The following is a 12,851-nucleotide window of genomic DNA, read 5'->3' as shown; positions in this document are numbered from 1 at the left end:
ACGGGCCGGCGGGCCGGCCTCAGCGGGACAGAGCGTCCCGCACGGCCTCCTCGCTCCGGCCGACGACGGCCGTGCCGTCCTCCGCCGTGATGATGGGCCGCTGGATCAGCTTGGGGTGCGCGGAGAGCGCCTCGATCCACCGCTCCCGGCTGTCCGCGTCCCGGGGCCACTCCTTCACCCCGAGCTCCTTGGCGACGTCCTCCCCGGTCCGGGTGATGTCCCAGGGCTCAAGCCCGAGCCGCTTGAGCACGCCGCGGATCTCCTCCGGCGACGGCACGTCCTCCAGGTAGCGCCGCACGGTGTAGTCGGCGCCTTCGGCGTCGAGCAGGGTGAGGGCGCTGCGGCACTTGGAACAGGCGGGATTGATCCAGATCTCCATGGCTCACACGGTACCCCCCACGCCCTCCTCCACCACCCCCCAAACCCCATCTGGCCAGGGGCGATTGTCAGTGGGGGTCTCTAAAATAGGGGGTGAAGGTGAGGGTCCCGGGGAGGGCCCGCACCCCACCGTTCGCCAGGAGGTAGCCCATGGCTCTCGCCGTGATCCGGACGCCGTCCCTCGAACCCTGGAAGCCGCTCCAGAAGAAGCCGCTCCCCGCGGGCCGCCCCCGCGAGTGGTACGTGTCCCACAACCGCCGTCTGAAGGCCATGCGCCTCGCGATCGCCCTGCTCGACGCCGGCGTCTACGTCCCGTCGAAGGCGACGAACGCGACGATACGCACGACGGCCGCCGACATCGGCATCCATCCGCCCTCCGACACCACCTGCCGCATGGTCCGCGCCCTGATCCGCTACGGCCGCTGACACCGGAGGGGCGTTGCCCGGCCCGGACCCCGGGCCGGGCAACGCCCTCGTCGGATCCCGCCCGCTACCAGGCCACCGGCAGCCGTTCGGGGAGCCGCTTCATGAAGTTGGTGCGCCACACCAGCTGTTCGACCGGGACCGCGAGCCGCAGCCCCGGCAGCCGGTCGAGGAGCGTCTCCAGGGCGATCTCGGCGTGCCGCTTGCCGAGCGCCGTCGCCGGGCAGTAGTGCCGCCCGCCGCCGAAGGAGAGGTGTTCGGCGGCGTTCTCCCGGTCCGGCCGGAAGGCCAGCGGGTCCGGGAAGCGCTCCGGATCGTGGTTCGCGGCCTCCACGAGCACCAGGACGAGGTCCCCCGCCCGCACCTCGACCTCGCCGAGCCGGACGTCCTCCAGGGCGAGGCGCGGCAGCCCGTCGCCGATCGACAGGTTCACCCGCAGCAGTTCGTCCATGGCTCCGGCGACCCCGTGCGTGCCGCCGGCGGTCAGCGCCTCCCGTACGTCCGGCCGGGTCAGCACCGACACCAGCGCCATCGTCAGGAACCCGGCGGTGGAGATCACCCCGGCCCCGAACAGCGTCACGCCCACCGTCGCCAGCATCTCGTCCGTCAGATGCGCGTAGTCGGGATCCTCGCGCAGCGCCGCGAGCTCCGCCATGAGCCCACCCGTCGCCGGATCGTCCAGGCGCTCGGTCATGTAGGCGACGTCCCGGTCCCAGTTGAGCCGGGCCGCCTCGATCTCGCGCGGCGCGTTCATGAAGGCCACGTCCAGGCTGCGCAGCAGCCGCGGCCCGTCCTCCTCCGGGATGCCCAGCATCCGGCAGTGCAGCCCCGCCGAGTACGGGTCGGCGTAGGCGCCCCGCAGCTCCCCGGGCGCCCCTTCGGCGAGCAGCGCGTCCACCAGGGCCCCGGCCCGCGCCCGCAGCCACTCCTCCAGGCCGGGCGCCTTCGGGTTGATCGCCTTCATGACGGCCTTGCGCAGTCCGGCCCCGGTGATGTTGCCCATGTTGTTCACCACGTGCGGCGGGATCGTCAGCGCGTACTGCCGCGGTGCTCCCGGCGCCGAGGTGTCCTTCAGGCTGAACCTCGGGTCCTCCAGGACATGCCGGCACAGCTCGTACGAGGAGACCAGCCAGGCGTCGGCCCCGGCGATCGTGCGGACCTTCCGTACCGGCTCGGCGCGCAGCGCGTCGATCTCGGCGGGCAGCCGGGTGCCGTCCCAGTCGAAGGGAAAGGCCGGCGGGGTCGTGACGGCGACGCTCATCGCGTGGCTCCTTCGACGGGGGTCTCGGTGTTGTCGGCGGGGGTGAGGATGCCGTGGCCCTGGTTGCGCGAGGCCCGGAGCCCGGACCCCCGCCCGTACAGCAGATCGGCCAGGGGCAGGGCCTGGTGGTAGCAGTTGAGCGAGGACGGCACCCCGAGGATCGCGGGCGTGTCCAGGAACAGCGGTACCTCGGCGCAGATGTACGCCCGGCACACCTCCCGCTGCCGTTCGTCGGTCCGCTGCCCCGGCGCCAGCTTCCCGGCCAGGAAGATCCCGGTCAGCGCGTCGCAGGTCTCCCGCACCACGGGGTCCGCCGCCACCGCGTCGAGCACCGTGCGGTGCAGCTCGCGGTAGGCCGGGACGTCGCCGAACTCCGACATCCCGCGGGCCCGTACCCGTACCCCCGTGGGATCGGCCTCCGCCACGGCCGTGCCGACCTTCGCCCGCACCCCCCGCAGGTTCTTGACGGCCTTCCGCCGTGCTTCGTCGGCCCCGTACCCCAGCGCCTCGTACATGTCGGAGACATGCAGATCGGTGTAGACGAGATCGACCTGGTCGAAGTGGTCCAAGCCCCAGCGCGTCAGCTCGCGCAGCCGCTGGGCGGTGAAATAACTGTTTCCCGGGGAGACGCCGATGACCACGTGCGCGCCCTCGTCGGCGATGACGCGGCAGTGATCGGTGTACGGCTGGAGTCGGAGCGTCTCTGCAGGGGCGAAAGCCGCCTGAGTCACGTAGGCAGTCCTCATCGCGCCAGCTAGTCCCAGCGGAGCCCAGTGCTCCGGGTGTGGCGGCAGCGACGACGACACGCTATCGGCCGGTTGCTGAGAGTGAGTCCCCTACTGGCGGGTACGCAGGATAGTTCGTCAGCTGTTCGCATGAACGTGATCTTGGCCGGAAGGCGGCGAGGCCCGCCGCCCCCACGAAGGGGACGACGGGCCTCGGAAGAACCTCGCTCGCGCGGTACGGCTTAGAGGTCGAAGTAGAGCTCGAACTCGTGCGGGTGCGGGCGCAGCTGGATCGGGGCGATCTCGTTGGTGCGCTTGTAGTCGATCCAGGTCTCGATCAGGTCCGAGGTGAAGACGCCGCCGGCCTGGAGGTACTCGTTGTCCTCCTCCAGGGCGGAGAGGACGGCCTCGAGGTTGGTCGGGACCTGCGGGACGTTGGCGTGCTCCTCGGGAGCCAGCTCGTACAGGTCCTTGTCGATCGGCTCCATCGGCTCGATCTTGTTCTTGATGCCGTCGAGGCCCGCGAGGAGCAGCGCCGAGAAGGCGAGGTACGGGTTCGAGGACGGGTCCGGCGCGCGGAACTCGACGCGCTTGGCCTTCGGGTTCGAGCCCGTGATCGGGATGCGCATGGCGGCGGAGCGGTTGCGCTGCGAGTACACCATGTTGACCGGCGCCTCGAAGCCCGGGACCAGGCGGTGGTACGAGTTCACCGTCGGGTTGGTGAAGGCGAGCAGCGACGGGGCGTGCTTGAGGATGCCGCCGATGTAGTAGCGGGCGGTGTCCGAGAGGCCCGCGTAGCCCGTCTCGTCGTAGAACAGCGGGTCGCCGTTCGACCAGAGCGACTGGTGGACGTGCATGCCCGAGCCGTTGTCGCCGAAGATCGGCTTCGGCATGAAGGTGGCGGTCTTGCCGTTGCGCCAGGCGACGTTCTTCACGATGTACTTGAAGAGCATCAGGTCGTCGGCCGCGGCGAGCAGCGTGTTGAACTTGTAGTTGATCTCGGCCTGGCCGGCGGTGCCGACCTCGTGGTGCTGGCGCTCGACCTGCAGGCCGACGTTCTCCAGCTCCAGGGAGATCTCCGAGCGCAGGTCGGCGAAGTGGTCGACCGGCGGGGCCGGGAAGTAGCCGCCCTTGTAGCGGACCTTGTAGCCGCGGTTGTTCTCCTCCGCACCGGTGTTCCAGGCGCCGGCCTCGGAGTCGATGTGGTAGAAGCCCTGGTTCGCCGAGGTCTCGAAGCGCACCGAGTCGAAGACGTAGAACTCGGCCTCGGGGCCGAAGTAGGCGGTGTCGGCGATGCCGGTGGAGGCGAGGTACGCCTCGGCCTTCTTCGCGATGTTCCGCGGGTCACGGCTGTACTGCTCGCCCGTGATCGGGTCGTGGATGAAGAAGTTGATGTTCAGCGTCTTGTCGCGGCGGAAGGGGTCCACGCGGGCCGTCGACAGGTCGGCGCGGAGCGCCATGTCGGACTCGTGGATGGCCTGGAAACCGCGGATCGACGAGCCGTCGAAGGCGAGCTCCTCGGACGGGTCGAACGCCGTCGCGGGGATCGTGAAGTGCTGCATCACACCCGGAAGGTCGCAGAACCGGACGTCGACCATCTTGACGTCGTTGTCCTTGATGAACTTCTGGACCTCGTCGGCGTTCTGGAATCCGTTGTTCTGGGACATCCAACTCCTCCTACTCCCGGCCCGGGGAGGGGCGGGGTTGCAGCTCGGTCGTGCGGCCAGTGCGGTGGCACACGCTGGACCCGACCATAGGCAGACGGGATTTCTCAAGCATGACCCAATTGTTTCGTCGAAGTTAACCGGGGTGGGTGTCGTCGCGCGCGCCGGCGCCGTACTCCCACCCGGGCCGAAGTGATCAAAAACGGGCGCAGTACCGTGGTCGGGTGGACAACAGGCAAGCAATCGGATCTTGGCTCTCCGGCCCCCGCGCGGCGGCCGAGGACGCAGGCGTCGACTTCGGCTACCGCGGTCAGCAGCTCGGGCTGCCCGAGGAGGGACCCGGTTCGATCGCCCGCCCCGGGCGTCGTCTCGGCGCCCTCGCCGTCGACTGGGCCCTCTGCATCCTGATCGCATACGGCCTGATCACCGACGGCTACAACCAGGCGACGGGCAACTGGGCCCTGCTCATCCTGTTCGTCCTGAGCGTCCTGACGGTCGGCACCGTCGGCTCGACGCCCGGCAAGCGGCTCTTCGGCCTGCGCGTCGTCTCCATGAACGGCGGGCGCCTCGGCCTGTTCCGCGTGGCGGTCCGCTCCCTGCTCGTCTGCCTGGCCATCCCGGCCCTCATCTGGGACCGCGACGGCCGCGGCCTCCACGACCGCCTCGCGGCCGCCGTCCAGGTCCGCATCTGACCCGGACCGCCGTTCAGGTCCGTATCTGACCCGGACCGCCGTTCAGGTCCGTATCTGAACCAGGAATACGAGAAGGGCCCCGGACCGCATGGTCCGGGGCCTTTCTCGTCAGGTCGGGGTGTCAGCGCATCTTTCCGCCGCGCGGCATCCGCATGCCCTTCGGCATCGGACCCTTCGGCAGCGGCATGTTGCTCATCAGGTCGCCCATCGCCCGCAGCCGGTCGTTGGCCGCGGTCACCTGCGGGCCGTTGAGCACCCGAGGCAGCTTGAGCATGGTCGTACGGATCTTCTTCAGCGGCACCTGGCCCTCGCCGTCGCCGACGATGATGTCGGTCACCGGCACGTCCACCACGACGCGGCTCATCCGCTTCTTCTCGGCCGCGAGCAGGGTCTTCACCCGGTTCGGGTTGCCCTCGGCCACCAGCACGATGCCCGCCCGGCCGACCGCGCGGTGCACGACGTCCTGGCTGCGGTTCATCGCGACCGCGGGGGTCGTCGTCCAGCCGCGCCCGACGTTCTGCAGCACCGCCGCAGCCGCGCCCGGCTGGCCCTCCATCTGCCCGAAGGCAGCGCGCTCGGCGCGTCGCCCGAAGACGACGGCCGCCGCCAGGAGCGCCAGGACGAAGCCCAGGATGCCCAGGTAGACCGGATGACCGATGAGGAAGCCGATCGCGAGGAGGACACCGAGTACGACGATGCCCACGCCCGCGACGACCAGACCGACCTTCGGGTCCGCCTTCCGGGTCATCTGGTACGTGAGGGCGATCTGCTTCAGTCGCCCGGGGTTCGCAGCGTCAGCGCTGCTCGTGTTTGCCTTCCTCGCCATGTCCTGAAGTTTACGTGGCCCGGGAAGCCCGGCCGGACGCGACCTCCATCACGTGCTGGGCCTCCACCCGGTCCTTGGCGCGGCGGCGGTCCTCCAGGACGGAGTTCCAGGCGTTGCGCCGGGCGGTGCGCTGGCCGGCGCCCAGGAGCAGGGCCTCCACGGCCTTCAGGGCGTCGGTGACGGACGGGATCGCGGTGACGCGGACGTGCGTCGATGCGGCCGGCATGTCGGGGTCCTCCCTCGATTGCGGGTGAGACGAGGTGGGGGGTGTGAGCGGGTGGTGGCGGTGAGTGAAACCAGGCTCACAGATCGGTGTTACCAGGGCGTGACCCGGTGGTCAAACACTGATGAAACGTTGATGCGGCCATGTGGAGGACCGGGCGGACGGCGACGCGGCCCGTACGCCCCCGCTGAGCTGCGGGGGCGTACGGGCCGCGTCGGATCCGGCCAGTACTGACCGGTAACTACTTGTGCGCCGATTCACACAGGCGCGGTGGTGCAGCGGGGTGGTTCAGACCGCCTGCGTGGCGTTGTCGACCGCGCCGCGCTTCTCGATCGCCTGCTGGAACAGACGGCCCGCGCGGTACGAGGAACGGACCAGCGGGCCCGACATCACGCCGGAGAAACCGATCTCGTCGGCCTCCTCCTTCAGCTCCACGAACTCCTGCGGCTTCACCCAGCGCTCCACGGGGTGGTGCCGGACCGAGGGGCGCAGGTACTGCGTGATCGTGATGAGCTCGCAACCCGCGTCGTGCAGCTGCTGGAGCGCCTCGCTGATCTCCTCGCGGGTCTCGCCCATGCCGAGGATCAGGTTCGACTTCGTGACCAGACCGTAGTCACGGGCCTGGGTGATGACGTCCAGGGAGCGCTCGTAGCGGAAGCCCGGACGGATCCGCTTGAAGATCCGCGGGACGGTCTCGACGTTGTGCGCGAAGACCTCGGGGCGCGAGTCGAAGACCTCCTTCAAGAGCTCCGGCACCGCGTTGAAGTCGGGGGCGAGCAGCTCGACCTTGGTGCGGCCGTCGGCGCGGTCCGCGGTCTGCTGGTGGATCTGGCGCACCGTCTCCGCGTACAGCCAGGCGCCGCCGTCCTCCAGGTCGTCGCGCGCGACGCCCGTGATGGTGGCGTAGTTCAGGTCCATCGTGACGACCGACTCGCCCACGCGGCGCGGCTCGTCACGGTCCAGCGCCTCGGGCTTGCCCGTGTCGATCTGGCAGAAGTCGCAGCGCCGGGTGCACTGGTCACCGCCGATGAGGAAGGTCGCCTCGCGGTCCTCCCAGCACTCGAAGATGTTGGGACAGCCCGCCTCCTGGCAGACCGTGTGCAGGCCCTCGCTCTTCACGAGGCCCTGCATCTTCGTGTACTCGGGACCCATCTTCGCGCGGGTCTTGATCCACTCGGGCTTGCGCTCGATGGGGGTCTGGGCGTTCCGGACCTCCAGGCGCAGCATCTTGCGTCCGTCGGGGGCGACTGCGGACACATCGGCTCCTGTAGCTTCGATTCTTCGGCGCACACCAGGGTACGCCCGTTGCTTCCATGCCTTGCTCTACGCCTGGCCAACCTGTGGCCAGAGCCCGGCATTCCTCAGGCCGAGGCCCGCTCGATCTCCCGCGGCTTCAGCTCCGCGTTCTCCAGCACCTCCCGCAGATGCTTCTCCGCGACCGGGAGGACCTCCTCGATCGCGAGGTCCCGGCCCAGCTCGTTGGCGAGCGAGGTCACACCCGCGTCGCGGATGCCGCACGGGATGATCCGGTCGAACCAGGCGTTGTCCGGGTTCACGTTGAGGGCGAAGCCGTGCATGGTGACGCCCTTGGCGACCCGGATGCCGATGGCGGCGAGCTTGCGGTCCTCGCGGCGCTGGCCGGCGTTGGACGGGGCGTACTCGGGACCGTTCAGGCGCGGATCGAACTCCTCGTCGGTCAGACGCGGGTCGAAGTCCAGGGAGAGTCCGCCGAGCGAAGGGCGCTGCTCGACCGGGTCACCGAGGACCCAGACGCCGCTGCGGCCCTCGACCCGGCTGGTCTCCACACCGAACTCGGCGGCCGTACGGATCAGGGCCTCCTCCAGGCGGCGCACGTGCGCGACGACGTCCACCGGGCGGGGCAGCTTCATGATCGGATAGCCGACCAGCTGGCCGGGGCCGTGCCAGGTGATCTTTCCGCCCCGGTCCACGTCCACCACCGGCGTCCCGTCCAGCGGGCGCTCGTTCTCCTGCGTGCGCCGGCCGGCCGTGTAGACCGGCGGGTGCTCCAGCAGCAGACAGGTGTCGTCGATCTCGTCGGCGAACCGTGCGGCGTGCACCTCGCGCTGCTTGTCCCAGGCCACCTGGTAGTCGACGGACTGCTCGCCGAACCCAAGGCGGACGAATCGCAGCTCACTCACGGCCATGCCTCCTCCTGGGTGCCGGGAGCCGGGGACCGGGGATCATCCCGGGCCGGCGCGGCACCATGCGTCATTCGCACCCATGCCACTGTACGGCGGCGCCGGGGACACCCCTCCGGCAGGTGGACGGGGGCGCCTACGTCAGCGGTGCCGTCAATCCTCACACGATCGGATGAATGTGGGGCGAAGGCGGCGGTACGGGCCGTGAGGACCGCTAAATTCACGCCGTTCCATGAGGGTCCGACGGGGCTGCCGTCCGGACCCGGAAGGCAGGAGACCGCACAGCTGATGACGGAACGACCACCGCAGCGCATCCCGAACCGCCAGCTCGCCTCGCTCATCGCCGAAGCCGGGTTCTCCAACGCGGGGCTCGCCAGACGGGTCGACCAGCTCGGTCTGGAACACGGGCTCGACCTGCGGTACGACAAGACCTCCGTGACCCGCTGGCTCCGCGGACAGCAGCCGCGCGGCACCACCCCGGCCCTCATCGCCGAGGTCTTCACCCGTCGCCTCGGCCGCCGCCTCTCCGCCCAGGACCTCGGCCTCGACGCCTGCGCGCCCGTCTACGCGGGCCTGGAGTTCGCCGCCACCCCCGAGGAGGCCGTCGACATCGTCAGCGGCCTGTGGCGCAAGGACTCCGGCAGCCACGCCGAACTCCGCAAGATCGCCTTCACCCCCGCCGGCCTGGTCGTCCCCAGCCGCGACTGGCTCATCGGCCGCGCCGACGACCGGGTCGCACGCGGCGAACCGGCCCCGGGCACGGCCGCCCGCCCCCCGGCGGCCCCCACCGGCACGCCCGCCCACGACCCCCGGGTCCCCTCCCAGGGGCGCTTCTCCGTCCCCCGCCAGCGCGGTACGGACCGGGGCCCCGGGCAGCGCGTCTCCAGCGGTGACATCGCCGCCCTCCGCTCCGTCGGCGAGCTCTTCCGCACCCTCGACCACGCCTACGGCGGCGGTCACGCCCGCCAGGCCCTCGTCCGCTACCTGGAGCACGAGGCAGAGCCCATGCTGCGCGGCACGTACGGCGAGAGCACCGGCCGGCGCCTCTTCGCCGCGGCCGCCGACCTCACCCGGCTCGCCGGCTGGACCTCGTACGACATCGCCGCCCACGGCCTCGCCCAGCGCTACTTCGTCCAGGCGCTGCGCCTCGCCCAGGCCGCCGGGGACCGCGCCTACGGCTCGTACGTGCTCCTCACCATGAGCTGCCAGGCCGTCTACCTCGGCCACGGGCGCGAGGCCGTACAGCTCGCCCGGGTCGCCCAGCAGGGCGTCGGCCCCGCCGCGCCGCCCGTCGTCCAGGCGATGCTGCACGCGGTCGAGGCGCGGGGCCACGCGGTGCTGGGCGAGGCGCGGGCCTGCAGCGCCTCCCTCGTCCGGGCGGAACGGGCCCTGGAGGCGGCCCGGCCAGGCGACGAGGTGCCCTACTGGGCCCGTCACTTCGACGAGGCCCAGCTCGCCGACGAACTCGGGCACTGCCACCGCGACCTCCAGCAGTACCGCCCCGCCGCCCAGCACGCGGAACGCGCCCTCCAGCTCCGCGCCCCCGGCTTCGCCCGCAGCCGCCTCTTCTGCCGGGTGGTCCTGGCCACCTCCCGCCTGGCCCTCGGCGAACTGGACCAGGCGTGCGCGCTGGGCGCGGAGGCGGCGCAGCAGGCGTCCGAGATGCGGTCGGCGCGGGCGGTCGAGTACGTACGGGACTTCGAACGCCGCCTGGAGCCGTACCGCGACGCGCCGGCGGCCCGCACGTACCGCGACCGGGTGGCCGCGATCGGCTGACACGCCCGGGCGACGCCACCAGTACCCGGGACGCCGCCCCACGCCGAGCCGGGGTTGCTGCCCCCGCCCGCCTGCCGTGGGCTGCGTCCCGCTCCGGGGGCTCCCGCGCCGCCCGCGCCCGCACCACCGGGGGCGGCGACCCGGGGCGGCGGGGTCCGCCACCCGGCCCGAAGGGGGGGCGGGCCCCGCGGCCCAAGCGACCGGCCGGGGGTCAGGCCGCCGTGGCTGGGGGTTCGGCCGGGGGCCGGACGTGGAGGTCCGTCAGGAGGGAGTGCGCCGCGCGGTGGGCCGAGGCGAGCGCACCCGCCACCGTGCTCGTGTCGCGGTGGTCGCCGCAGACGTACAGGCCCGCCAGCAGCCGGACCGAGCGGTGGCCGTCGTGCGGCGGCGGCATCGCGGGCACCGCCTCGCGGGTGTGGCGGAGGGCCAGCAGTTCCCAGTCGTCCGTCGACGTGCCGTACAGGGTGGCGAGGTGTTTGCGGACCCGGCGTTCCGTGTCGTCCGGGGGCGTACCCAGCACCGTCGAGGTGATCAGGGGGCGACCCGAAGGAGCCCGGGACGGGTCCACCGCGCTCATCACTGCCGTGTGCGCCACCGGCCCGCCGGCGTCGGACTCCAGCAGCAGGGTGGGGTCCGCGGTGGGTGCCACGGGCGCCGTGTGGTGAAGGACCGTCACCGGGTGGAAGCCGGGCACCCGCAGGCCCGGCAGCAGCTCCGCCGCCGTCCGCGCGCCCGTGGCCAGGAGCACCGAGCGGCAGCCGATGACACCGTGCTCGGCCGTCGTGACGCGGGAGACCGACACGTCCGTGACCCGCACGCCGGTGCGGACGGTGCCCGGCGGCAGCGCGGCGGCGAGCCGTTCGGGGAGCGCCGCCGAGCCGCCTTCGGGGACGGCGGGCCGGCCCCGGGCGAAGGCCCGCAGCGCCAGGTCCGCCTGACGGCTCGACATGCCGAGGTCCGGGTCGGCGAGGAGCGCGGCGAGCAGCGGCCGCAGCACCCCCTGCACGGTCCGGGCGGGGAGCCGGGCGGTCAGGGCCTCCCGTGCGGTCCGTTCGGGCCGGGCGAGCAGCCGCTGCGCCGGGGTGGCGGCGAGCCGGACGAGGGAGGCGCCGAGCCTCGCCTGGTCGAGCGAGGCGGCAGGATTCCGGGGGGCGCTCGCGAGGGCGCGCGCCACACTGAACGCTCCCCCCACGCCCCGGTGGACCCCGCCGCCCCGGTGGCCGGCCGCCCGGCGCGGGTGCGGGACGCCCCACCGCGCGTACCGCCCGTCGCTGTGCACGAGCACCCCGGGGGCGAACGGGCGCAGCGCGAGCCCGGCGAGCCCCGGTGTGGCCCGGAGTTCCTCGGGCGAGAGGGTGAGCAGCGGGCCCACCCGGTCGAGCCGGAAGCCGTCGACCACGTCGGTGGCCAGCCGGCCGCCGACCCCCGGTTCCGCCTCCAGGACGGCGACGGCCAGTCCGGCGCAGGTCAGCCGTCGGGCGGCCGCGAGTCCCGCGATTCCGGCTCCTACGATGACGACGTCGACGGTCTCCACGACGTCCCTGTGCTGTGCGCTACTTGCGGTACTGAGCACGTGCCCCTCCCCAGGTCGGCGCGCCGGTGGGAGGCCTTATGCCCCCAACGGGCCCCCGGAATGCCCGAGTTCGCGTTCGTATCGAACCGTGGGCTTCGACAGTGGGCGTCGAGCCTAGGCAGCGTCGAGCGGGAAGTCGGCCCGCGCGCGGCGGGGTGCACGCAGCACGGGGGAGCGCAGGAGGGCGGGAACGCGTGGGGGAGGGGCCGCGCCCGGGACCGTCAGCGCAGTGCGGCCCTGATCGAGTCGTCGATCGTCGGGAAGGCGAAGTCGAAGCCGGTCTCCAACAGCCGTCCCGGGAGCACCCGCTGACTGCCCAGCACGTCCTGGGCGAAGTCGCCGAGGACGATCTTCAGGGCCGGTGCGGGGACGGTGAAGAGGGTCGGGCGGCGCAGCACCCGGCCCATCGCCGCCGTCACCTCGCGGTTGGTGACGGGCTCGGGGGCCGTCAGGTTCACCGGGCCGGAGAGGGCCGGGGTGTCGACGAGGTGGCGCAGGGCGGCCACCTCGTCGTGGAGGGCGATGTGCGACCAGTACTGGCGGCCGTCGCCCATCCGTCCGCCGAGTCCGGCGCGGAAGACGGGGAAGAGCCGCCCCCAGGCGCCGCCCTGGCGGGCCACCACCAGGCCCGTGCGGGCGTAGGTGACCCGGATGCCGGCCTCCTCGGCGGGGGCGGCCGCGGCCTCCCACTCCACGCAGACCGAGGGCAGGAAGCCCGTGCCGGCGGGGGCGCTCTCGTCCACCGCGCGCGTGCCGGTGTCGCCGTACCAGCCGAGTGCCGTGCCGCAGACCAGGGCCTCCGGCGGGTCCGCGAGCGAGGCGAGGGCCTGGGCGATCGCCGTCGTGCCGAGGACGCGGCTGTCCCGGATCTCCTTCTTGTACGCCTCGTTCCAGCGGCGCTCGCCGACCCCGGCGCCCGCCAGGTGCACGACGGCGTCCACGCCGACGAGCCCGGCGGCGTCCACGTACAGCCGCTTCGGGTCCCATTCGACCTCGTCGGCGGTCCGGGCCGGGCGGCGGACGAGGCGGAGGACGTCGTGGCCGTCGGCGCGCAGGGAGCGGACCAGGGCCGAGCCGATGAGCCCGGAGGCGCCGGTGACGGCGACACGCTTGCGAGTGGCGGAACGCTGCATGGCCACCATCCTGCCCTC

At 72.2% G+C, this 12,851-nt stretch carries 13 protein-coding genes; 3 read left to right on the top strand and 10 right to left on the bottom strand.

Annotated elements, in window-relative coordinates:
- Positions 1-19 precede the first annotated feature (19 nt).
- Positions 20-379, bottom strand: a complete 360-nt coding sequence (locus ACN9M0_RS09690; RefSeq protein ID WP_366038062.1) for an arsenate reductase family protein — start codon at positions 377-379, stop codon at positions 20-22.
- 149 nt (positions 380-528) lie between these two features.
- Here ACN9M0_RS09690 and ACN9M0_RS09685 point away from each other — a divergent pair, with 149 nt between their 5' ends.
- Positions 529-804 carry a hypothetical protein gene (locus ACN9M0_RS09685; protein ID WP_366038063.1) on the top strand — a complete coding sequence of 92 codons (276 nt, stop codon included), beginning with the start codon at positions 529-531 and terminating at the stop codon, positions 802-804.
- 64 nt (positions 805-868) lie between these two features.
- Here the strand turns inward: ACN9M0_RS09685 and ACN9M0_RS09680 are convergent, their stop codons facing one another.
- The 3 genes from ACN9M0_RS09680 to glnA form a co-directional block, all read right to left on the bottom strand.
- Positions 869-2,062 carry a cytochrome P450 gene (locus ACN9M0_RS09680; protein WP_366038064.1) on the bottom strand — a complete coding sequence of 398 codons (1,194 nt, stop codon included), beginning with the start codon at positions 2,060-2,062 and terminating at the stop codon, positions 869-871.
- Positions 2,059-2,793, bottom strand: a complete 735-nt coding sequence (locus ACN9M0_RS09675; protein ID WP_366038065.1) for a tRNA-dependent cyclodipeptide synthase — start codon at positions 2,791-2,793, stop codon at positions 2,059-2,061. The genes ACN9M0_RS09680 and ACN9M0_RS09675 overlap by 4 nt, the downstream gene beginning before the upstream one ends.
- Positions 2,794-3,029: 236 nt before the next feature.
- Complete coding sequence (glnA, locus tag ACN9M0_RS09670) at positions 3,030-4,454, bottom strand: type I glutamate--ammonia ligase (RefSeq protein WP_366038066.1); 1,425 nt, start codon at positions 4,452-4,454, stop codon at positions 3,030-3,032.
- A gap of 221 nt (positions 4,455-4,675) precedes the next feature.
- On the opposite strand from glnA, the gene ACN9M0_RS09665 reads away from it, so the two are divergent.
- On the top strand, positions 4,676-5,143 hold the full coding sequence (locus ACN9M0_RS09665) for an RDD family protein (RefSeq protein WP_426403429.1): 468 nt from the start codon (positions 4,676-4,678) through the stop codon (positions 5,141-5,143).
- Between the two features lie 121 nt (positions 5,144-5,264).
- On the opposite strand, the gene ACN9M0_RS09660 is transcribed toward ACN9M0_RS09665, so the two are convergent.
- The 4 genes from ACN9M0_RS09660 to lipB all read right to left on the bottom strand — a co-directional run bounded on the left by ACN9M0_RS09660 (position 5,265) and on the right by lipB (position 8,351).
- Positions 5,265-5,969, bottom strand: coding sequence for a DUF4191 domain-containing protein (locus tag ACN9M0_RS09660; RefSeq protein WP_366038068.1), 705 nt, complete (start codon positions 5,967-5,969; stop codon positions 5,265-5,267).
- Between the two features lie 10 nt (positions 5,970-5,979).
- On the bottom strand, positions 5,980-6,195 hold the full coding sequence (locus tag ACN9M0_RS09655) for a hypothetical protein (RefSeq protein ID WP_041128875.1): 216 nt from the start codon (positions 6,193-6,195) through the stop codon (positions 5,980-5,982).
- Positions 6,196-6,480: 285 nt separating this feature from the next.
- Positions 6,481-7,449: a lipoyl synthase gene (gene lipA, locus ACN9M0_RS09650; RefSeq protein WP_366038069.1), complete on the bottom strand. Its 969-nt coding sequence runs from the start codon at positions 7,447-7,449 to the stop codon at positions 6,481-6,483.
- A gap of 104 nt (positions 7,450-7,553) precedes the next feature.
- The gene (gene lipB, locus ACN9M0_RS09645; protein WP_366038070.1) at positions 7,554-8,351 is read right to left on the bottom strand and encodes a lipoyl(octanoyl) transferase LipB; all 798 of its coding nucleotides are present in this window, start codon (positions 8,349-8,351) and stop codon (positions 7,554-7,556) included.
- A gap of 288 nt (positions 8,352-8,639) precedes the next feature.
- Between lipB and ACN9M0_RS09640 the strand changes: the two genes are divergently transcribed.
- A complete protein-coding gene (locus tag ACN9M0_RS09640; RefSeq protein WP_366038071.1) occupies positions 8,640-10,127 on the top strand; it encodes a regulator in 1,488 nt (495 codons plus the stop codon).
- A gap of 211 nt (positions 10,128-10,338) precedes the next feature.
- Here ACN9M0_RS09640 and ACN9M0_RS09635 read toward each other — a convergent pair whose 3' ends face one another.
- Positions 10,339-11,700, bottom strand: a complete 1,362-nt coding sequence (locus tag ACN9M0_RS09635; protein WP_426403428.1) for an FAD-dependent oxidoreductase — start codon at positions 11,698-11,700, stop codon at positions 10,339-10,341.
- 221 nt (positions 11,701-11,921) lie between these two features.
- Positions 11,922-12,842, bottom strand: a complete 921-nt coding sequence (locus ACN9M0_RS09630) for a TIGR01777 family oxidoreductase (protein ID WP_366038074.1) — start codon at positions 12,840-12,842, stop codon at positions 11,922-11,924.
- Positions 12,843-12,851: the final 9 nt, after the last annotated feature.

The sequence above is a fragment of the Streptomyces sp. R-07 genome (assembly GCF_049913175.1).
GTDB lineage: Bacteria > Actinomycetota > Actinomycetes > Streptomycetales > Streptomycetaceae > Streptomyces.
Note: the sequence above shows the minus strand (reverse complement) of the source record. Positions and strands in the feature narration are given on the sequence as shown.